Annotated in this window: 23 protein-coding genes and 1 pseudogene; 21 read left to right on the forward strand and 3 right to left on the reverse strand. The window is 72.8% G+C overall.

The features are described from left to right. Nucleotides 1-272: 272 nt before the first annotated feature. The 18 genes and pseudogenes from RSP45_RS01830 (at nt 273) to RSP45_RS01915 (ending at nt 15376) form a co-directional block, all read left to right on the forward strand. Nucleotides 273-671 (forward strand): permease, encoded by a 399-nt coding sequence (locus RSP45_RS01830; protein WP_415392998.1) that lies wholly within the window; start codon nt 273-275, stop codon nt 669-671. Further along, nucleotides 613-1968: a DNA-packaging protein gene (locus tag RSP45_RS01835; RefSeq protein WP_415393973.1), complete on the forward strand. Its 1356-nt coding sequence runs from the start codon at nt 613-615 to the stop codon at nt 1966-1968. Before RSP45_RS01830 ends, RSP45_RS01835 begins: the two co-directional genes overlap by 59 nt. A 104-nt stretch (nt 1969-2072) precedes the next feature. Further along, nucleotides 2073-3341, forward strand: a complete 1269-nt coding sequence (locus tag RSP45_RS01840) for a phage portal protein (RefSeq protein ID WP_415392999.1) — start codon at nt 2073-2075, stop codon at nt 3339-3341. A 1-nt stretch (nt 3342) separates the two neighbouring features. Beyond that, nucleotides 3343-3573: a GTA head formation protein, RCAP_rcc01685 family gene (locus RSP45_RS01845; protein WP_073065769.1), complete on the forward strand. Its 231-nt coding sequence runs from the start codon at nt 3343-3345 to the stop codon at nt 3571-3573. Between the two features lie 11 nt (nt 3574-3584). Further along, complete coding sequence (locus RSP45_RS01850) at nt 3585-4136, forward strand: HK97 family phage prohead protease (RefSeq protein WP_415393000.1); 552 nt, start codon at nt 3585-3587, stop codon at nt 4134-4136. 173 nt (nt 4137-4309) lie between these two features. After that, complete coding sequence (locus RSP45_RS01855; protein WP_415393001.1) at nt 4310-5491, forward strand: phage major capsid protein; 1182 nt, start codon at nt 4310-4312, stop codon at nt 5489-5491. Between the two features lie 139 nt (nt 5492-5630). Then, complete coding sequence (locus tag RSP45_RS01860; RefSeq protein ID WP_415393002.1) at nt 5631-6248, forward strand: head-tail connector protein; 618 nt, start codon at nt 5631-5633, stop codon at nt 6246-6248. Beyond that, complete coding sequence (locus RSP45_RS01865) at nt 6245-6583, forward strand: head-tail adaptor protein (RefSeq protein ID WP_415393003.1); 339 nt, start codon at nt 6245-6247, stop codon at nt 6581-6583. Before RSP45_RS01860 ends, RSP45_RS01865 begins: the two co-directional genes overlap by 4 nt. Next, nucleotides 6580-7011: a DUF3168 domain-containing protein gene (locus RSP45_RS01870; protein WP_415393004.1), complete on the forward strand. Its 432-nt coding sequence runs from the start codon at nt 6580-6582 to the stop codon at nt 7009-7011. Before RSP45_RS01865 ends, RSP45_RS01870 begins: the two co-directional genes overlap by 4 nt. Before the next feature lie 10 nt (nt 7012-7021). Then, nucleotides 7022-7429, forward strand: a pseudogene (locus RSP45_RS01875) (phage major tail protein, TP901-1 family); the annotation flags it as partial. A 74-nt stretch (nt 7430-7503) separates the two neighbouring features. Beyond that, a complete protein-coding gene (locus RSP45_RS01880; protein ID WP_415393005.1) occupies nt 7504-7821 on the forward strand; it encodes a gene transfer agent family protein in 318 nt (105 codons plus the stop codon). After that, nucleotides 7818-8063, forward strand: a complete 246-nt coding sequence (locus RSP45_RS01885) for a rcc01693 family protein (protein WP_415393006.1) — start codon at nt 7818-7820, stop codon at nt 8061-8063. Before RSP45_RS01880 ends, RSP45_RS01885 begins: the two co-directional genes overlap by 4 nt. Nucleotides 8064-8067: 4 nt before the next feature. Further along, complete coding sequence (locus tag RSP45_RS01890; RefSeq protein ID WP_415393007.1) at nt 8068-8721, forward strand: phage tail tape measure protein; 654 nt, start codon at nt 8068-8070, stop codon at nt 8719-8721. Nucleotides 8722-8835: 114 nt separating this feature from the next. After that, nucleotides 8836-9468: a TIGR02217 family protein gene (locus RSP45_RS01895; RefSeq protein WP_415393008.1), complete on the forward strand. Its 633-nt coding sequence runs from the start codon at nt 8836-8838 to the stop codon at nt 9466-9468. After that, complete coding sequence (locus RSP45_RS01900) at nt 9465-10301, forward strand: DUF2163 domain-containing protein (RefSeq protein ID WP_415393009.1); 837 nt, start codon at nt 9465-9467, stop codon at nt 10299-10301. The genes RSP45_RS01895 and RSP45_RS01900 overlap by 4 nt, the downstream gene beginning before the upstream one ends. Continuing rightward, nucleotides 10298-10732 carry an NlpC/P60 family protein gene (locus tag RSP45_RS01905; RefSeq protein ID WP_415393010.1) on the forward strand — a complete coding sequence of 145 codons (435 nt, stop codon included), beginning with the start codon at nt 10298-10300 and terminating at the stop codon, nt 10730-10732. The genes RSP45_RS01900 and RSP45_RS01905 overlap by 4 nt, the downstream gene beginning before the upstream one ends. A gap of 41 nt (nt 10733-10773) precedes the next feature. After that, nucleotides 10774-14667, forward strand: a complete 3894-nt coding sequence (locus RSP45_RS01910; RefSeq protein ID WP_415393011.1) for a baseplate multidomain protein megatron — start codon at nt 10774-10776, stop codon at nt 14665-14667. Then, nucleotides 14660-15376, forward strand: a complete 717-nt coding sequence (locus RSP45_RS01915; protein WP_415393012.1) for a DUF2793 domain-containing protein — start codon at nt 14660-14662, stop codon at nt 15374-15376. Before RSP45_RS01910 ends, RSP45_RS01915 begins: the two co-directional genes overlap by 8 nt. A 147-nt stretch (nt 15377-15523) precedes the next feature. Here RSP45_RS01915 and cobS read toward each other — a convergent pair whose 3' ends face one another. The 3 genes from cobS to cobU are packed head-to-tail and all read right to left on the reverse strand — an operon-like array spanning nt 15524 to nt 17804. Beyond that, nucleotides 15524-16282, reverse strand: coding sequence for an adenosylcobinamide-GDP ribazoletransferase (cobS, locus tag RSP45_RS01920; RefSeq protein ID WP_415393013.1), 759 nt, complete (start codon nt 16280-16282; stop codon nt 15524-15526). Further along, the gene (cobT, locus tag RSP45_RS01925; RefSeq protein WP_415393014.1) at nt 16279-17259 is read right to left on the reverse strand and encodes a nicotinate-nucleotide--dimethylbenzimidazole phosphoribosyltransferase; all 981 of its coding nucleotides are present in this window, start codon (nt 17257-17259) and stop codon (nt 16279-16281) included. Before cobT ends, cobS begins: the two co-directional genes overlap by 4 nt. After that, on the reverse strand, nt 17256-17804 hold the full coding sequence (gene cobU, locus RSP45_RS01930; protein ID WP_415393015.1) for a bifunctional adenosylcobinamide kinase/adenosylcobinamide-phosphate guanylyltransferase: 549 nt from the start codon (nt 17802-17804) through the stop codon (nt 17256-17258). Before cobU ends, cobT begins: the two co-directional genes overlap by 4 nt. A 111-nt stretch (nt 17805-17915) precedes the next feature. On the opposite strand from cobU, the gene RSP45_RS01935 reads away from it, so the two are divergent. From RSP45_RS01935 to cbiB, 3 genes are read left to right on the forward strand one after another with little or no spacing between them, the layout of a single operon-like run. Next, nucleotides 17916-18473: a histidine phosphatase family protein gene (locus RSP45_RS01935; protein ID WP_415393016.1), complete on the forward strand. Its 558-nt coding sequence runs from the start codon at nt 17916-17918 to the stop codon at nt 18471-18473. Between the two features lie 2 nt (nt 18474-18475). Beyond that, nucleotides 18476-19258, forward strand: coding sequence for a propanediol utilization protein (locus RSP45_RS01940; protein WP_415393017.1), 783 nt, complete (start codon nt 18476-18478; stop codon nt 19256-19258). After that, nucleotides 19255-20181, forward strand: a complete 927-nt coding sequence (cbiB, locus tag RSP45_RS01945; RefSeq protein WP_415393018.1) for an adenosylcobinamide-phosphate synthase CbiB — start codon at nt 19255-19257, stop codon at nt 20179-20181. The genes RSP45_RS01940 and cbiB overlap by 4 nt, the downstream gene beginning before the upstream one ends. Nucleotides 20182-20315 lie beyond the last annotated feature (134 nt).

Raw genomic sequence — 20315 nt, forward strand, 5'->3', positions numbered from 1 at the left:
TTCGGGATTAAAGTGGGTCTCGGGGAGGATGGTTTCGGGGGGGTGTTGCGTGCGGGGCGGTGGAGTGTTGCGTCTCGTAACAGATTGATTTTACTTGGTTAATTTGTGAGGATCGCGATTTCGCCCGCTGTTGCGGATTGACTTTGCGAACGGGCTCGGATACACATTCCGACATGCTGGGAGAGATGGGCAAGCGGCCGGGTCGGTGACCTTCGGCCGTTTTTTCGTTTCTCGCTCGTGCGGACAGGCACCGAGGGCAGGGCATCACATAAATGGACATGAGTTTCGAGCCGGGGGGCGCACCGGAGGGGCCGTTCGTTTCCGCAAGGGACGGCGGCGCCGCCGGGCTGGAGCCGGGGCAGGCGATCGACGTGGCGGGCGAGATGTTTCGCGAGCTGGCCGAGGAGCTGCACCGGCTGAGGGTCGGGCTGCGGGCCGGGCTGAAGGAGGGCGCGGCGGCAGAGCCCGGCGAGCTGTCCGGCGAGGTCAGGGAAGCGGCGAAGCTGGTGCGCGACCTGCGGGCCGCGACGCAGCTGGTGCTGGAGGAAAGGAACCGAGTTGACAAGCTTCGCAAGGAAATCGGCGGTCAGGCCGGAGCGGGCGGCCTTGACCTTGCCGCCGCACGAGACGAGATCGGGCGCCGCCTGGCTTGCCTGCGCCGGGCAGGCTGAGGTCGACGAGTTCATCGGCGGGCTGTCGGACAATGCGCTGGCCAGCCTGCCGTGGCTGTTCGAGTTCTGGGCGCTGCCGCATCAGCTGCCGCCCGCGGGCGACTGGAAGTCCTGGGTGATCATGGGCGGGCGCGGAGCGGGCAAGACCCGCGCCGGAGCCGAGTGGGTGCGCGCGCAGGTCGAGGGCGCGAGCCCGGATGCGCCGGGGCGGGCGCGGCGGGTGGCGCTGGTGGCCGAGACCTTCGACCAGGGGCGCGACGTGATGGTGATGGGGGACAGCGGCATCCTTGCCTGTTCGCCGCCCGACCGGCGTCCGGTGTGGGAGGCGGGGCGGCGGCGGCTGCTCTGGCCGAACGGCGCGACCGCGACGGTCTATTCGGCGCATGAGCCGGAGGCGCTGCGGGGGCCGCAGTTCGACGCGGCCTGGGTGGACGAGCTGGCCAAGTGGAAGAAGGCCGAGGAAAGCTGGGACATGCTGCAATTCGCGCTGCGGCTGGGCGAGCATCCGCAGCAGGTGGTGACGACGACTCCGCGCAACGTGGGCGTGCTGAAGGCGATCCTGCGCAACCCGTCGACGGTGGTGACGCACGCGCCGACGGATGCGAACCGGGCCTATCTGGCCGAGAGCTTCCTGGCCGAGGTGCAGGCACGCTATGCCGGCACGCGGCTGGGCCGGCAGGAGCTGGAGGGGGTGCTGCTCGAGGATGTCGAGGGCGCGCTGTGGACCACCGCGATGTTGGAGGGGTGCCGGGTGGAGGAAGCGCCCCCGCTCGACCGGGTGGTGGTGGCGGTGGACCCGTCGGTCACCGGCGGCGCGGGCAGCGACGAATGCGGGATCGTGGTGGCGGGGGTGGTCTGCGAGGGGCCGCCGCAGGAGTGGCGGGCCTATGTGCTGGAGGATGCCAGCGTCCGCGGCGGGCCGGTGGACTGGGCGCGGGCGGCGATCGCCGCCATGGCGCGGCACGGGGCCGAGCGGCTGGTGGCGGAGGTCAACCAGGGCGGCGATCTGGTGGAAAGCGTGATCCGGCAGCTGGACCCTCTGGTCCCGTTCCGGGCGCTGCGGGCCGGGCGCGGCAAGGGCCTGCGGGCCGAGCCGGTGGCGGCGCTGTACGAGCAGGGCCGGGTGCGGCATCTGCGCGGGCTGGGCGCTTTGGAGGACCAGCTGTGCCGGATGACGGTGCGCGGGCTCATCGGGCGGGGTAGCCCCGACCGGCTGGATGCGCTGGTCTGGGCGATCCACGAGCTGATGATCGAGCCCGCGGCGCATTACCGGCGGCCTCAGGTTCGGGGGCTGTAGGCGGCGGCTGCGGTGCGGTCGCGGGGGGTATTGGGGCCAGAAAGAAGCGGGAAGCGGTGGGGTAGTCTTGGGGGGCGGCCCTTTTTCATGGACAGGAGGTACGCATGGCGATGCGGTGGTTCGGGCGGCGTGGGCCGCGGGATGTCGGGAACGCGCCGCCGCGGGCGGTGGGTGAGGTCGAGGCGATGCCGGTGCCGGTGGCGGCGGTGGTGGCGGTGCCCGAGGTCAAGGCGAGTGCGGCCGGGCGGGTGGCGGCCGCGGCGCAAGGATCGGGGCGGGCGCTGTGGGGCGGCCGCGATACCGGGGGGCTGACCCGGTCGGGGTTTCTGGGCAACCCGGTGGGGTTCCGGGCGGTCAAGCTGATCGCCGAGGCCGCGGCGGCGGTGCCGCTGGTCTGTCAGGACGCCGAGCGGCGCTATGAGGTTCATCCGGTGCTGGACCTGATGCGGCGCCCCAATCCGGCGCAGGGCCGCGCCGAGTTGTTCGAGGCGCTGTTCGGGCAGGTGCTGCTGACCGGCAATGGCTATCTGGAGGCGGTGGATGTGAGCGACTCGGGCCTGCCCGCCGAGCTGCATGTGCTGCGATCCGACCGGGTGAGCGTGGTTCCCGGGGCGGATGGCTGGCCGGTGGCCTATGAATATGTGGTGGGCGGGCGCAAGCATCGCTTCGACATGACCGGCAGTCCCGATCCGATCTGCCATATCCGCAGCTTTCACCCCTCGGACGACCATTACGGGATGTCGCCGATGCAGGCGGCGCAGGTGGCGGTCGAGGTGCATAACTCGGCCAGCAGCTGGTCGCGGGCGCTGCTGGACAATGCGGCACGGCCCAGTGGCGCGATCATCTACAAGGGGGCGGACGGGCAGGGGGTGCTGAGCCCCGAGCAATACGACCGGCTGGTCGGCGAGATGGAGAGTCACCATCAGGGCGCGCGCAACGCCGGGCGGCCGATGCTGCTGGAAGGGGGGCTCGACTGGAAGCCGATGGGATTCTCGCCCTCGGACATGGAGTTTCACCAGACCAAGCTGGCGGCGGCGCGGGAGATCGCCATGGCCTTCGGGGTGCCGCCGATGCTGATCGGGATCCCCGGCGAGGCGACCTATGCCAATTATGCCGAGGCGCACCGGGCGTTCTATCGGCTGACCGTGCTGCCGCTGGCGACGCGGGTCGCGGCGGGGATCGGCTGGTGGCTGAGCGAGCATCTGGGGGCCGAGATCGACCTGCGCCCGGACCTGGACCAGATCCCGGCGCTGGCGGAAGAGCGCGACCAGCACTGGCGGCGGGTCGGCGCGGCGGGGTTCCTGACCGAGGCCGAGAAGCGCGCGGCGCTGGGGCTGCCGCCGCTGGCCGCGGCCGATCCCGCGGGGGGCTAGGATGGAAGGGTCGAAGTTCGTCGACCGGCCGGGGATCTGGCATGAGCAGAAGCTTGAGGCGCAAGAGCGGATCATGGCGCTGCAATTCGGGCAGGTGGACCGGCGGCTGGAACGGATCGAGGCGCTGATCGAGGGGCTGGAGCGGCGGCTGTGGATGACCGTCTATGGCGTGGTCGCGGTGATCCTGACCCAGGCGGTGCAGTCGATCCTGCAATTCGCGCCGAAGGGATGAGGGAGAACGGAATGGATGATCCGGGGTTGGAACTGAAATTCGCGGGTGGGCTGCCCTTGCAGGCCGAGACCGGCGCGGCGGGCTGCGTGATCGAGGGTTATGCGAGCCTGTTCGGGATCGCGGACCAAGGGGGCGACGTGATCGCGGCGGGGGCCTATGCGGGCAGCCTTGCGCGAATCGCGGCGCGGGGTGACCGGGTGCGGATGCTGTGGCAGCACGACCCCGCCCACCCGATCGGCGTGTGGGAGGAGATCCGCGAGGACAGCCGCGGGCTGTGGGTGCGCGGGCGGCTGTTGCCCGAGGTGGCGCGGGCGCGCGAGGCGGCGGCGCTGGTCGCGGCGGGCGCCATCGACGGGCTGTCGATCGGCTATCGCACCCTGCGGGCCGAGCGCGATGGCCACGGGCGGCGGGTGCTGACCGAGGTCGATCTGTGGGAGGTGTCGCTGGTCACCTTCCCGATGCTGCGCGAGGCGAAGCTGGGGCGGAAGTCCCGGAGTGAGCTGGCCGGGGGTCTGGCGGGGGTACTGCGGGCGGCGGCGGAGGTTTTGCGCGCGGGGCGGTAGGGGGCTTTGCCCCCGTCCCGTGCCGGGACTCCCCCAGGATATTTTCAGACAGAAGATGCTTTCTGCGGCTTGTCGGCTGCGGGGCAGAGAGGATGCGGCGGGGCCCGAGTTCCGCCGACGGCAGGCGGCGTTCCCTTGGGGCGGCCGCCTTTTTCAGATGAGGAGAGACGGCGATGACCGAGGTTAAGGCCGCAGGGGCCGGGGCCGCTGCCGGGGCCATGCCGGCCGGCGTGGAGGACGCGATGGCCGAGTTCGTCAGTGAACTCAAGGGCTTTCGCGAGACGATCGAACAGAAACTGCAAGCACAGGACAGACGCATGACCATGCTGGACCGCAAGACCGCCCTTCGGGGTCGTTCGCCGCTTTCGCAGGCCGCCGAGATCGAGGCGCCGCATCAGAAAGCCTTTGCCGCCTATCTGCGCCGCGGCGACGACGCCGGGCTGCGCGGGCTGGCGGTCGAGGAAAAGGCCATGGCGTCGGGGACCGACGGCGGCTATCTGGCGGCGCCGGTGATTTCCGACACCGTGCAGGAGGCGCTGCGGGGGGCGGGCTCGCTGCGGGCGCTGGCCACGGTGGTGCAGGTGGAATCGGCGGCCTATGAGGTTCTGGCGGATCGCTCGGACATCGGCGCCGGCTGGGCCAGCGAGACCGTGGCCACCGCCGAGACCGATACCCCGCAGGTCGAGCGCATCTCGATCCCGCTGCATGAGCTGGCGGCGATGCCCAAGGCCACGCAGCGGCTGCTGGACGATGCGTCGTTCGACCTGGAAAGCTGGCTGGCCGAGCGCATCGCCGAAAAATTCGCGCGTGCGGAATCGGCGGCCTTCATCACCGGCAACGGCATGGACAAGCCGCGGGGGCTGCTGAACTATCCCAGCGCGCCCAACGCCACCGTCACCGACGGCGATATCGGGCTGATCAACACCGGCGCCGCGGGCGATTTCGCCGGCACCGCGCCGGCGAATGCGCTGATCGAGCTGGTCTATGCGCTGGGGGCGGGCTACCGGGCCAATGCCTCGTTCCTGATGAACAGCCGCGTGGCCGGGATGATCCGGCGGATGCGCGACGGCGACGGGCGCTATCTGTGGTCGGACGGGCTGGCCGCGGGCGAGCCGGCGCGGCTGCTGGGCTATCCGGTGCTGATCTGCGAGGACATGCCCAACCCCGCCGCCGGGTCCAAGTCGGTGGCCTTCGGCGATTTCCGCCGCGCCTATACCGTGGCCGAGCGCCCCGAGCTGCGCATCCTGCGCGACCCCTATTCGGCCAAGCCGCATGTGCTGTTCTATGCGACCAAGCGCGTCGGCGGCGGCGTGGTCGATACCCGGGCCGTGAAGCTGCTGAACTTCGCCGCCTGATCGTGGCGAGGCAGGGGCCGCGGTGCCGGTCGCCGGAGACGGTGGCTGATCCACTGTCCGCGCGCGCCGTGGCCGGCGGGCGCGCCGCGGCCCCGACAGCTTTCACCAGCAGCTGCTTTCGGAACGGGAGGTTTCAGGAATGTTGCTCGTCGAGGAAACCGCTCCGGCACAGGCGGCGCTGCCGGTTGCCGGGTTGCGCAATCACCTGCGGATGGGGTCGGGGTTCGAGCTGGTCGAGGATGCGACCGAGGATGCGGCGCTGGCGGGGTTCCTGCGCGCCGCCATCGCCACCGTCGAGGCGCGCACCGGGAAGGTGCTGCTGACGCGGGTGTTCCGGCTGCGGCTGGAGGACTGGCGCGACCCGATGGGCCAGCCCTTGCCGCTGGCCCCGGCGCTGTCGGTCGAGACGGTCGAGCTGACCGACGCGGCGGGGGTGGTGACGCAGGTCCCGCCCGGGCGCTGGCGGCTGGTGCCGGACAACCAGCGTCCGGTGCTGGCGCCGGTGGCGGGCAGCCTGCCCTCGGTCCCCGTGGGCGGGCATGTCACCGTGCGCTTTACCGCCGGCTTCGGGACCGGCTGGGACCAGGTGCCCGCCGATCTGGCGCAGGCGGTGATGATGCTGGCCGCCCGCTACTACGAGGACCGCGGCTTTGACGGCAGCCAGCTGGCGCTGCCGCATGGGGTCAGCGCGCTGATCGACCGCTGGCGCGCGGTGCGCACCCTGGCCGGGCGCGGCGGCTTCGGGAGGCGGGCATGAGCGCGCCCAGGATGCTGCATCCGCTGATGCTGGAGACGCCCGAGCGGGTAGCCGACGGCATGGGCGGCTATCGGATGGTCTGGCACGCGCTGGGCATCGTCCATGCCCGGATGCAGGCGGGAACGGGAGCAGAGCGCGCGGGCGAGGTCGGCGCCGAAAGCGTGGTGCGCTGGCGCATTACCTTGCGCGCCACACGCGAGGGTGATCCGCGGCGCCCTCGGCCGGAACAGCGGTTCCGCATGGGGGCGCGGGTGTTTCGCATCGACGCCGTGGCCGAGGCGGATGCCGCGGGGTTGTGGCTCGACTGTCTGGCCAGAGAGGTGAGGGTGGCATGAATTTTCATGTGTCAGCAGAATTGCAGGCGGCCGTCTATCGGGCGCTGCGCGACAGCGAGGCGCTGGCGGCGCTGGTGGGGGACGCGATCTATGACGCGCTGCCGGTCAGCCCGCCGGCCGGGACCCATGTCGCGATCGGCCCCGAGGATGTGGCGGATGCGGGTGACATGACCGGCGGCGGCGCGCGGCATGATTTCACCGTCTCGGTCCTGTCGGGGGCCGAGGATACGGGCGGTTTTGCGCCCGTAAAGGCCGCGGCGGCGGCGGTGGTGGCGGCGCTCGAGGATGGGGCGCTGGCGCTGTGGGACGGGCATCTGGTCGGATTGTGGTTCCTGCGCGCCCGGGCGCGCCGGGCCGGGGTGGGCGCAGGGCGCCGCGTGGATCTGGTGTTCCGCGCGCGCATCGACCTGGGCCTGAAGGTGGCATGAGGAGAGCGGCATGACGGTACAGAACGGGCGCGACCTGCTGATCAAGATGGACATGACCGGCGACGGCAGTTTCGAGACGGTGGCGGGTCTGCGCGCCACGCGGCTGGCGTTCAACGCCGAGACGGTGGACGTGACCTCGATGGGCAGCGCCGGGGGCTGGCGCGAGCTTTTGGGGGGCGCGGGGGTGCGGTCGGCCTCGATCTCGGGGTCGGGGGTGTTTCGGGATGAGGCGACGGATGCCCGGGCGCGGCAGGCGTTCTTTGACGCCGAGGTGCCGCGGTTCCAGGTGGTGATCCCCGGCTTCGGCCGCATCGAGGGGCCGTTCCAGATCACCGGGCTGGAATATGCCGGCAGCTACAACGGCGAGGCGAGCTACGAGCTGTCGCTGGCCTCGGCCGGGGTGCTGGGCTTCGTGGCCGAGCCGGGGGGCGGCGATCCGGGCGATGGCGGAGAGGATGGGAGTCCTGCCGGCGAGGATGAGGGGGAGGCGCCATGAGCGTGAACCCGCATCGCGGCGAGGTGGCGGTGACGCTGGACGGCCGCCGCCATGCGGCGCGGCTGACGCTGGGGGCGTTGGCCTCGCTGGAGGCGGCGCTGGGGGCGGGCAGCCTGGTCGAGGTGATCGAGCGCTTCGAGGCGGGGCGGTTTTCCAGCCGCGACGTGATGGCGGTGCTGGTCGCCGGGCTGCGCGGCGGCGGCTGGCAGGGGGCGGACCCGGACCTGCTGACCGCCGAGATTGAGGGCGGCCCGGTCGCCGCGGCCCGTGCTGCCGCCGAGTTGATCGCCCGCGCCTTTCGACTGCCGGAATGAGCGGGCGGGGGCTCGACTGGCCGGGGCTGATGCGGGCGGGGCTGCAGGGGCTGCGGCTGCGCCCGGGGGAGTTCTGGGAACTGACCCCGGCCGAGCTGGCGCTGATGCTGGGGGTCGAGCCCGGGGCCGGGGCGGGGGCCGGGGTGAAGGCGAGCGCAATGACCCGCAGCGGGCTGGACGCGCTGATGGCGCGGTTCCCCGACGGCGCCGCTGCGGGCGCGGTGCGGCAATGCAAGGAGTGAGGCAATGGACGGGGACGGAATCGACGAGGGCGGGCTGGCGCGGCTGGACGAGCGGCTGGAGCAGTCGGGGCGGATCGCCGCCGCGTTCGAGGCGGAGCTGGCGCGGTTGGGGCAGGCGATGGGGCAGACCGGGCGCGAGGTCTCTTCGCTGACCGCGGGCTTTGGGGGCGGGCTGCGGCGGGCGTTCGACGGGCTGGTGTTCGACGGGGTGAAGCTGTCGGATGCGCTGAAGTCGGTGGCGCGCAGCATGGCGGACACGGTGTTTTCCGTGGCCATGAAGCCGGTGCAGACCGCGGTTGCGGGTGCCTTGGCAGAGGGGGTGAGCGGGTTCGTGGCCGGGGCGTTGCCCTTTGCGCAAGGGGGCGCGTTCACGCAGGGCCGGGTAATGCCGTTCGCGCAGGGCGGCATCGTCAGCGCCCCCACGCATTTCCCGATGCGCGGTGGCGTGGGCCTGATGGGCGAGGCGGGGCCCGAGGCGATCATGCCGCTGCGCCGCGGCCCGGACGGGCGGCTGGGGGTGGCGGCTGCGGGCGGCGGGCGGGCGGTGAACGTGACCTTCAACGTCTCGACCCCCGATGTGGCGGGGTTCCAGCGCAGCCAGGGGCAGATTGCGGCCCGGCTGGGGCGGGTGCTGGCGCGGGGCGATCGGCACGGCTGATCGCAAAGGGGGGCTTTGCCCCCGCCGGCTGCGCCGGCCCCCCCAGGATATTTGGATGATGAAGAAGCCGCGGGTGTTTGCGGGCTTTGGTTGCGGCTGCGGAAAGGTGGCATCATGGCATTTCACGAGATCCGGTTTCCGGCGGATCTGTCCTTCGGCTCGATGGGCGGGCCGGAGCGGCGGACCGAGATCGTCGCGCTGACCAACGGGTTTGAGGAACGCAACAGCCCCTGGGCACATTCGCGCCGCCGCTATGACGCGGGGGTGGGGCTGCGCAGCCTGGACGACATGGCGGCGCTGATCGCGTTCTTCGAGGCGCGGGCGGGGCAGCTGCACGGGTTTCGCTGGAAGGACTGGGCGGATTACAAATCCTGCCCGCCCAGCGGCGTGGTGGCGCCGGGGGACCAGCTGATCGGCACCGGCGACGGGCTGCGGGTCGAGTTCGGGTTAGGCAAGCTCTATCGCTCGGGGGGTGAGGGGTATCTGCGGCCGATCACCAAGCCCGTGGCGGGGACGGTGCGCATTGCCGTGGGCGGGGTCGAGCGTTTCGAGGGGCAGGATTACGACATCGACCACGCCACCGGCGTGGTGGTGCTGCGCAAGGCGCCGATGATGGAGGCGCCGGTCACCGCGGGGTTCGAGTTCGACGTGCCGGTGCGCTTCGATACCGACCGGATCGCGGTATCGGTGGCCTCGTTCCAGGCGGGGGACGTGCCGCAGGTTCCGGTGGTGGAGCTGCGGCTGTGAGCGCGGCGACCACGATCGCGCGGGCCTGGGCGGTCACGCGTGCCGACGGGCTGTGCCTGGGGTTCACCGACCACGACATGGCGCTGGAGTTCGAGGGCATCGTATTTCGCCCCGAGGCCGGGCTGAGCGCGCAGGCGCTGGTGCAGGGGCTGGGGCTGGCGGTGGACAATACCGAGGTGCAGGGGGTGCTGTCCTCGGACGCGATCACGCCCGGGGATCTGGCGGCGGGGCGCTGGGACGGCGCCGAGGTGCGGCTGTGGGAGGTGGACTGGCGCGATGTGGCGCAGCGGCGGCTGCTGTTTCGCGGGGCCTTGGGCGAGGTGGTCCTTGCCGGGGGCGCCTATCGGGCGGAGTTGCGGGGACTGTCCGAGGCGCTGAATCGGCCGCAGGGGCGGGTGTTCCACGCGCGCTGCTCGGCGATGCTGGGCGATGGGCAGTGCCGGTTCGACCTGTCGCGCGAGGGGTATTCGGCCGAAGCCGTGGTTACCGATGTCTCCGAGGGCGGGGCGCGGCTGCAGCTGTCGGGGGTCGGCCTCCATGCGGCGGGCTGGTTCGAGCATGGGCGGGCTGAGTTTCTGGACGGGCCGGCGGCGGGGCTGGCGGGGGTGGTCAAGATCGACCGTGTGGCCGGGGAGAGGCGCGAGGTTGAACTGTGGGCGGCGCCGGGGGCGGCGCCGCGCGTGGGCGACCGGCTGCGGCTGGGGGCAGGCTGCGACAAGCAGGCGGGCACCTGCCGGGGGAAGTTCCTCAATTTCCTGAACTTCCGAGGCTTCCCCGAACTGCCGCCCGAGGACTGGCTGCTGGCGCCGCAGGTGGCGCGGGGGCGGCGATGACGGTGGGGCCGCGGGCGGTCGAGATCGCGCGGGGCTGGATCGGCACGCCCTATGTGCATCAGGGCTCGGTGAAGGGGGCGGGGGCGGATTGCCTGGGGCTGATCCGCGGCGTCTGGCGCGAGCTTTACGGGACCGAGCCCGAGGCGCCGCCCCCCTATACGCCCGATTGGGGCGAGATCGGGGGCGGCGAGCAGGGGCCGCTGCTGGCGGCGGCCTTGCGCAACCTGGTGGTGGCCGAGGCTGAGGCCAGTCCCGGCGAGGTGCTGCTGTTTCGGATGCGCGCGGGCGCGGTGGCCAAGCATCTGGGGATTCTGGCGGGCGGCGGTGACAGTTTCATCCATGCCTATGAGCGGCACGGGGTGGTGGAAAGTCCGCTCTCGGCCCCGTGGCGGGCGCGGATCGTGGCGCGGTTTCGCTGGCCTGCACCTTAGGGCGGCCGTGATGCGCGGCAAAAGCAGATTGGGGACAGGCGATGGCGACGATTCTACTGGGGGCGGCGGGGGCCTCGATCGGGGCGGGGTTCGGCGGCACGGTGCTGGGGCTGACCGGGGCGGTGATCGGGCGCGCGGTGGGGGCCACGGTCGGGCGGGCGATCGACCAGCGGCTGCTGGGCGGGGGCGCGCGCTCGGTCGAGACTGGGCGCATCGACCGGCTGCGGCTGCAAACGGCCGGAGAGGGCGCGCCGATCCCGCGGATCTGGGGGCAGATGCGGGTGCCGGGGCATGTGATCTGGGCATCAAAGCTGGTCGAGGTGCGGCGCAGCCATGACGCGGGCGGCAAGGGCACCGGGCCGCGGGTGACGGAGCTGAGCTATCGGCTGAGCCTGGCGGTGGCGCTGTGCGAGGGCGCGATCCGGGGCGTCGGGCGCATCTGGGCGGATGGCGAGGAGATCGACCCCTTAACCCTGAACATGCGGGTCTATCCGGGGGATGAGGCGCAGCTGCCCGACCCGGCGGTGGCCGCGCATGAGGGCGAGGCGGCGCCGGGCTGGCGGGGCACGGCCTATGTGGTGTTCGAGGATCTGGCGCTGGAGCGCTGGGGCAACCGCGTGCCGCAGCTGAGCTTCGAGGTGACGCGCGGGGTCGAGGGGGCGCAGTCGCTGGCCGGCAACGTGCGGGCGGTGGCGATGATCCCGGGGACGGGGGAATATGCGCTGGCGACACGGCAGGTCTCGCATGACCTGGGGCTGGGCGAGACGCGGGTGCTGAATCGCAACACGGCGATGGGGGGGACGGATTTTGCGGCCTCGCTGACGGTGCTGGGGCGGGAGTTGCCGGCGGTGGAATCGGTGTCGCTGGTGGTGTCGTGGTTCGGCGACGACCTGCGCTGCGGGAACTGCCGGATTCGGCCCAAGGTGGAACAAAAGGCGCTGGACGGGCGCGAGATGGCTTGGCGCGCGGGGGGTATTGGCCGGGCGCAGGCGCAGGTTCTGCCTCAGGTGGACGGGCGGGTGATCTATGGCGGCACCCCTGCCGACGAATCGGTGGTCGAGGCGCTGCGGGCGATAGGGGCCTCGGGCAAGTCGGCGGTGTTCTATCCGTTCATCCTGATGGAGCAGCTGGCGGGCAATGGGCTGCCCGACCCGTGGGGTGTGCCGGATGAGGACGGAGTGATCCCCGAGCAGCCGGTGATGCCGTGGCGGGGGCGGATCACCAGTTCGGTCGCGGCGGGACGCGAGGGCTCTCCTCAGGGGACGGCGGCGGCCGAGGCCGAGGTGGCGGCGTTTTTCGGCCGCGCGGCGCCGGGGGATTTCACGACCCACGGCGGGCGCGTGGTCTATGGCGGGCCGGATGAGTGGTCCTATCGCCGTTTCATCCTGCATTACGCGCATCTGTGCCGGATGGCGGGGGGCGTGGGGGCGTTCCTGATCGGGTCCGAGATGGTGGCGTTGACGCAGATCCGCGGTGCCCAAGGCTATCCGGCGGTGGCAGCGCTGCGGCAGCTGGCGGCGGATGTGCGGGGCATTCTGGGGCCGGGCGTCAAGCTGAGCTATGCCGCGGATTGGAGCGAGTATTTCGGCCACCACCCCGGCGGCGACGAGGCGCGGTTCCATCTGGACCCGCTGTGGGGCGACGAGAACATCGACTTTGTAGGCATCGACAATTACATGCCTCTGTCCGACTGGCGCGAGGGCGATGCGCATCTGGACGCGCATTGGGGCGACGTGCGCAACCCCGATTACCTGCGCGCGAATGTCTGCGGCGGCGAGGGCTACGACTGGTATTACGCCAGCGAGGAACACCGCGAGGTGCAGACCCGCACGCCCATCACCGACGGGCAGGCCGAGCCGTGGATCTGGCGCACCAAGGACCTGCGCGGCTGGTGGTCGAACTGGCATTACGAGCGCCTGCCCGGCGGCGGGCGCGCGGCCGAGCCGACCGCCTGGGTGCCGGGCTCGAAGCCGATCTGGTTCACCGAATACGGCTGCGCGGCGCTGGACCGCGCCACGAACCAGCCCAACAAGTTCCTGGATGCGATGAGCAGCGAGTCGTCCCTGCCGCGCTATTCGCGGGGGCTGCGCGACGATGCGATGCAAGCGGCCTATGTCGAGGCGGTGAACTCCTACTGGGCCGATCCGGGGAACAACCCCGAGATGGAGGGCGGCGGCCGCATGGTCGATCTGTCGCGCGCCCATGTCTGGGCCTGGGACGCGCGGCCTTATCCGGCGTTTCCTGCGCTGGGCGATCTGTGGTCGGACGGGCCGGCGTGGGAACGCGGGCACTGGCTGAACGGGCGCGCCGGCGCGGTGGCGCTGGCGGATGTGGTGCGTGATATCTGCGCCGGTTCGGGGCTGGGGGCGGTGGATGCCGGCGGGCTATACGGGGTGGTGCGCGGCTATGCGGTGCAGGGGCCCGAGACCGGCCGCGCCGCCTTGCAGCCGCTGATGCTGGCCCATGGGTTCGACGCGGTGGAACGCGAGGGCGTGCTGCGCTTCGTCATGCGCGACGGGCGGGCGGCGGCGGTGCTGGAGGAAGGCGCGCTGGCGGTGGCCGAGGGGCAGGGCGGGTTCGAGATCACCCGCGCGCCCGACGCCGAAATGCCGGGCCGCATCCGGCTGAGCCATATCGAGGCCGGCGGTGATTACGCGCTGGGCACGGCCGAGGCGGCGATGCCGGAACGGGCGCGCATCTCGACCGCGGACAGCGAATTTCCGATGGTGCTGACCCGGCCCGAAGCGCAGGCGACCGCGCTGCGCTGGCTGGCCGAGACGCTGGTCGCGCAGGATGCGGCGCGGTTCGCGCTGCCGCCCTCGCTGGGGCATCTGGGTCCGGGGGATGTGGTGGCGATGGCGGATGGCACCGGCGCGGGCGGGCGCTGGCGTATCGACCGCATCGAGCGCGCCGGGGCGCTGCTGGCCGAGGCGGTGCGGGTCGAGCCGGGGGTCTACCGGCCGTTGCCGTTCGTTTCCGGGACGTTGCAGGGGAAACCTTATGTAGCGGCGGGGCCGGTCTGGCCGCTGTTTCTGGACCTGCCGCTGCTGACCGGGGACGAGGCCCCCCACGCGCCGTGGCTGGCGGTGGCGGCGACGCCCTGGCCGGGGGCGGTGCGGGCCTGGGTCTCGGTCGACGAAGGGGCGGGGTATCAGCCGAACGTGATCCTGCCGGGGCCTGCGGTGATGGGGGTGACGCTGGAGCCGCTGGCGGCGGCGCGGCCGGGGGTGGTGGACCGCGGCCCGGCGCTGCGGCTGCGGCTGAAGGGCGGCAACCTGCGCTCGGTGACGGCGAATGCGCTGCTGGCCGGGGGGAACCTGCTGGCGATCGGCGACGGTTCCTCGGACCGGTGGGAGCTGATGCAGTTCGCGCAGGCGCGGCTGGTGGCGCCGGGCGAGTGGGAGGTTTGGGAGCGGCTGCGGGGGCAGGCGGGGACCGATGCGCTGATGCCGGGGGAATGGCCTGCGGGCAGCGTGGTGGTGCTGCTGGACGGTGGGCCGCGGCAGGTGGAACTGCCTGCGTCCGCGCGGTTGCAGCTGCGGCATTGGCGAGTGGGGCCGGCGAGCCTGTCGCCCGAGGATGCGGCCTATCGCCATCAGGCGGTGGTGGCGGGCGGCGCCGGGCTGCGGCCGCTGTCGCCCTGCCATCTGCGGATTGAGGGGCGGGTGGTGCGCTGGATCCGGCGCACGCGGGTCGAGGGCGACGGCTGGGAGGCGCCCGAGGTGCCGCTGGGCGAGACCTCGGAACGCTATCTGCTGCGGTTGCTGCGCGGCGAGGTCGAGCTGCATCGCGCCGAGGTCACGGGGCCGGAGTATGAAATCCCGGCCTCGGTCTGGGCGGCGGCGCGCGCGGGCGGCGGGTTTGCCGTCGCGGTGGCGCAGCTGTCGGAACTCTACGGGCCGGGCCCGTCTGTCAGGAGGAATGTCGATGTCTGAACAGGTTACGGGGCGCCACTTCCTGCCCCTGCTGCAGCCGGCGCAGGCGCAGAAACACGTCACGGTGAACGAGTCGCTGCTGCGGCTGGACGGGCTGGTCAACCTGGTGCTGCAGGGCGCGGCGCGGGTCCAGCCTCCGGCGGTGGTCGAGGGCGAGTGCTGGGGCGTGGGTGCTGGCGCCACGGGTGCGTGGGAGGGGCAGGCGGGCCGCATCGCCATCGGCGCCAATGGCGGCTGGGTGTTCGCGACGCCGCAGCGCGGGCAGCGGGCATTCCTGCTGGACCGCGGCGTAGAGGCGGTCTGGGACGGGCAGGAATGGCGCGGTGGTGCGCTGACGCTGGGCCTGTGGGGTGGCGGCATCAGCGCCGGGATTCTCGAGGCCGAGGTGGCGGTCGGCACGGGGGCGGTGGTGGCGACGGGGGTGGAAATCCCCTCGCATGTGCTGGTGCTGGGGGTGACGGCGCGGGTGGTCGAGGCGATCACCGGATCGCTGGACGCCTGGGCGCTGGGGGTCGAGGGCGCGGCGGATCGCTATGGCTCGGGGCTGGGGCTGGGGGTGAACTCGTGGTCGCAGGGGCTGCTGTCAGCGCCGATGGCGGTCTGGGCGCCCGAGGAGCTGCTGCTGACCGCCCTGGGCGGCGCGTTCGCCGGGGGGCGGCTGCGACTGGCGGTGCATTACCTGGCGCTGCGGGTGCCGGATGCGGTGTGAAGGACCGGGGCTCTGCCCCGGCCTTTCTCTCTGAAAACGGTCCACTGGACCATCCGGCGGGAAAAAGCCTCGTGGGCTGTTTTCTGATCCGCCTTCTATTCCGGGCGCTGGGGAGCCCGGGATATTTTCGGCCAGATGAAAGAGGGTTCAGGCGAGGAGAGTTGCGAGGGCGGCGATTTCGGCGGTGATCTGGGCGGCGCCGAGGACGTCGCCGGTGATGCCGCCGAGGCGGCGGCGGGCGTGGCGCAGCAGCAGGAGCTGGGTCAGTGCCACGGCGGCGAGCAGGGTGAGCGCCTGGGTGAGGGGGAGCGTGGCCAGCGCCAGCGCGGCAGCGAGGGCCAGCGCGGCGGTGGCACGCGGGGCGGTCAGGCCATCCGTCGCGGCGGCGGCGAAGCCGCGGGGGCGGGCTTGCGGGCCGGCGAAGTTCATCAGGGCGAGGCCGGCGCGGCTGGCGGCTTGCGCGGCGATCAGGGCGGCGAATATGGCGGCCGGGTGCCAGGCCGCGATGGCGGCGAGCGCGGCCCATCGCAGGCCGAGGGCGGTGATCAGCGCCACGGCGCCGTGACTGCCGATGCGCGAGTCCTTCATGATCTCAAGCCGTTGCGCGGGGCTGCGCCCGCCGCTGAGCCCGTCGGCGAGGTCGGCAAGCCCGTCCTCGTGCAGCGCCCCGGTCAGCAGCAGCCCGGCGGCGAGCGCCAGCCCCGCGGCAATCGCGGGCGGCATGACCGCCGCGGCGGCCAGCAGCACCGCGGCCTGCAGGCCGCCCACCACCACCCCAGCCAGCGGCCACGCCCAGGCCGAGGCGCCGACCGGCGGGCAGTCGCGCAGCTGCGGGACCGGCAGGCGGGTGAGCATGGCCAGCGCAAGGGTGGCCTCGGCGGCGCGGATGCGCAGGGGGGCGGTCACGCGATCCCGGCCTCGGCAAAGGTGGCCATGCCGTCGTGCATTTCCAGCGCGTGGCGCAAGAGCGACAGGGCCACGGCGGCGCCGGAGCCTTCGCCCAGGCGCATGTCCAGCGACAGCAACGGGCGCTTGCCGAGCTGTTCGACCAGTGGCGCGTGGCCGGGCTCGGCGCTGGCGTGGGCGATCAGGCAGTGATCGAGCAGGGCCGGGTCCTGCGCGTGCAGCACGGCGGCCGCAGAACAGCAGATGAAGCCGTCGAGCAGCACCGGAATGCGGGAAGCGCGGGCGGCGAGGATGGCGCCGCAGATCGCGGCTTGTTCGCGGCCGCCGATGGCGGCGAGCAGGTCCAGCGGCGCCAGCCCCTGATGGCGGGCGGCGCCGGTGGCGACGGCGGCGATCTTGCGGGCCATGGTGTCGCCCTCGGCGCCGGTGCCGGCGCCGGTCCAGTCCTCGGCGCGCCCCCCGAACAGCGCCAGGCACAGCGCGGCCGAGACGGTGGAGTTGCCGATGCCCATTTCCCCCAGCGCCAGCACGTCGGCAGCGGGATCGACGGCGGTAGCGCCCTGCGCCATCGCATCGTCGCGTTCGGCCGCGGTCATGGCGGGGCCTTGGGTGAAGTCGGCGGTGGGGCGGTCGAGGTCGAGCGCCACCACCGACAGCGTCGCCCCAGCCACGCGGGCGAGCTGGTTCACTGCCGCGCCGCCCGAGCGGAAGTTCTGCACCATCAGGGCGGTGACCTCTTGCGGGAAGGGGTTGACGCCCTGCGCGCAGACGCCGTGGTTGCCGGCGAACACCACCAGCTGCGCGCGGTCGATCCGCGGTCGCGGGGTGGCGCGCCAGCCGGCCATGAACAGGGCCAGTTCCTCGAGCCGGCCCAGCGAGCCCTGCGGCTTGGTCAGGCTGTCCTGCCGGGCGCGGGCCTCGGCGGCGCTGTCGTGGTCGAATTGGGTCTGCGCGGCGGTGGTGGCGAGGTCTTTCATGGATGCTCCTTTGCGTGCGTCAGCGGGGCGCCCTTGAGGCTGAGCGGCAGGCCGCAGGCGACCAGCACCACGCGGTCGGCGGCGCCCGACACCCGCTGGTTGAGAAACCCGGCCGCGTCGCGGAAAGCGCGCGCAAGTGCGTTGTCGGGGACGATGCCCAGCCCGACCTCGTTGGTGACGATCACCACCGGGTCGCGCTGGTGCGAAAGCGCCTCCAGCAGCGCGTCCGTGGCCGCGTCGATGTCGTGGCCGCCCAGCATCAGGTTGCTGAGCCACAGCGTCAGGCAATCGACCAGCCGCGGGCCGCGGCCGTCGCTGCCCTCAAGCGCAGAGGCGAGGTCAAGGGGGGCGTGCAGATCGTCCCACTCGGGGCCGCGGCGGGCACGGTGGTCGGCGATGCGGGCGGCCATCTCGGCGTCCCCCGGCTCGGCCGTGGCGATGTAGAGCGGGCGCTGGCGGGCGCGGCAGAGGGCGCGGGTCTCGGCCTCGGCCAGGCGGCTTTTGCCCGAGCGGGCGCCGCCGGTGATCAGGGTGATGCGGGTCATGCCGTGGTCGTCCGGGCCAGGGGTCAGTCGGGGGGCTTGTCTGCCGGGACGGGACAAAGCACAACCGCGCCGTGGCCGAAAGATGAAACATTGACCCGGAGCCTGAGCCCTATGACCGGAACGCTGCTGCTGATCCGGCACGCGCCGCTGGCGGATCCCGCGCGGCTGACCGGGCGGCGTGACGTGGCGGCGGTGGTGGATGCGGCGGCGGCGCGACGGCTGGCGGCGCTGGCGGGGCCGGTCTCGCGCGTGGTGTCCAGCCCGGCGCGGCGCTGCCGCGAGACGGCGGCGGCGCTGTGGCCGGGCGTGGCGGTCGCTGAGGACGCGCGGCTGTGGGAGCAGGATTTCGGCAGCTGGGAGGGGATGGCGCTGGCGGAGCTGCCCGATCTGGGGGTGATGGGCGGCGAGGAACTGGCGCGCTCGGCCCCCCATGGCGGCGAGAGTTTCGCAGCGCTGTGCGCGCGCAGCATCCCGGCGCTGGAGGAGCTGGCGGCCAGCGGCGGGCGGGTCGCGGTGGTGGCCCATGCCGGCACGGTGCGGGCGGGGTTGGCGCGGGCGATCGGCGGCGCCGGGGCGGCGCTGGCGTTCCGCGTGGCGCCCCTGTCGCTGACGGTGATCGACGCGGCGCCCTCGGGCTGGTCGGTCGCCTGCGTGAACCTGTCGGTGTGAGCATGGCGCGGTCGCGGGTCCGGGTGGCGGGGCATTTTGGCGAACTGTTGCAGGGGCGGCTGGGGCCGGAGGGGCCGGTGGTGCTGCTGACGCTGCCATGCCCGGCGCTGGGGGTGCGGGCGGTGCGGGTCGCGGCGGGCGCGGCTTTGTCGCTGCGCGGCGGGCTCATTTCGCCTGCGCGGGCGCGGCGGTTCCTTGGTGGGTTGCGGCTGCCGCTGCGGGGCTGCGTGGCGCTGTTCCCCGAGGCGGTGCCGGGGGGCGGCGCGGGCATGTCCACCGCGGCGCTGGTGGCGCTGGCGCGGCTGGCGGGATGGCGGGGCGACCCGCTGCGGCTGGCGCTGGCCTGTATCGCGGCCGAAGGGGCCTCGGACCCGCTGATGCTGCCCGAGGGGGCGGTGCTCTGGGCCTCTCGCGAGGGGCGGGTGGTGCGGGCGATGGCGCCGCTGGAGCCTTGTGAGATCGTCGGCGGATTTGTGGGGCCACCGCGGCGCACCGATCCGGGCAAGGAGGATTTCGCGGATATCTCGGATCTGGTGGCGGGCTGGCGGGGGGATCTGCGGGTACAGGCGGCGCTGGCGGCGGAATCGGCGGCGCGTCGCTGGGGTGAGGCGCCGGCAGCGGTGCTGGCGCATGAATTGAGAGCGTTGGGCTGGGTTGCGGCGCATACCGGCTCGGCGCAGGGGCTGATCTTTGCGCCGGGGAGTGTGCCCGTGGGCGCCGGGGCGGCGCTGCGCGCGGCCGGGTTTGCCGGGGTACTGCGGTTTCGGGCGGGGGTCGGCGCATGAGCCTGGTGGCGATGCTGGTTGCGCTGGGGATCGAGGCGGTGCTGGGCTGGCCCGCTGCGCTTTATCGCCGCTGCGGACATCCGGTCACCTGGCTTGGCGCGCTGATCGCGGCGCTGGACCGGCGCTGGAACTGTGGGCGTCGGCGCCGGCTGAAGGGCGCGGCGGCGGCGGGGCTGGTGATCCTGCTGGCGGGCGCGGTGGGGGCGCTGGTGCAGGCGGCGCTGCCCGCCGGCGTCTGGGGCGCGGTGCTGGCGGGGGTGATCGCCTGGCCACTGATCGCGGCGCGGTCGTTGCACGACCATGTGGCGGCGGTGGCGCGGCCGCTGGCGTCGGGCGATCTGGAGGGCGCGCGGGCGGCGGTGGCGATGATCGTCGGCCGCGACCCCGCGGCGCTGGACGAGGCCGGCGTGGCGCGGGCGGCGCTGGAGAGCCTGGCCGAGAATGCCTCGGACGGGGTGATCGCGCCGCTGTTCTGGGGGGCGGTGGCGGGACTGCCTGGGATCGCGGCCTACAAGGCGGCCAACACGCTGGATTCGATGATCGGCCACCGCACCGCGCGGCACGAGGAGTTCGGCTGGGCGGCGGCGCGGATCGACGATGTGGCGAACCTGATCCCGGCGCGGCTGACGGCGCTGCTGATCGCGCTTGCGGGCGGGCGGTTCGCGGCGGCGTGGCGGGTGATGCGCCGCGATGCGCGGCACCACCGTTCGCCCAACGGCGGCTGGCCCGAGGCCGCGATGGCGGGGGCGCTGGGGGTGCGGCTGTCGGGGCCGCGGATCTATGCGGACCGGGTGGCGGCCGAGCCGTGGCTGAATGCTGGCGCGGCTGATCCGGGCGCGAGCGAGCTGCGGCGCGGGCTGGCGGTCTATCGGGGGGCGGTGGCGCTGGCGGCGGTGGTGCTTGCGGTGGTGGCGGTGGTTTGAGATGGCGCGGACCGGGGGCCATTGCCGTGGGGTTCCTCGCTGAAAACGGTCCACCGGACCATCGGCGGGAAAACGGCCTCGGGGCTGTTTTCTGGTCCGCCTCCTGTTCCGGGCGCTCGCAAGCCCCGGATTTT

Source organism: Paracoccus sp. SJTW-4, assembly GCF_047716885.1.
Classification (GTDB): Bacteria; Pseudomonadota; Alphaproteobacteria; order Rhodobacterales; family Rhodobacteraceae; genus Paracoccus; species Paracoccus solventivorans.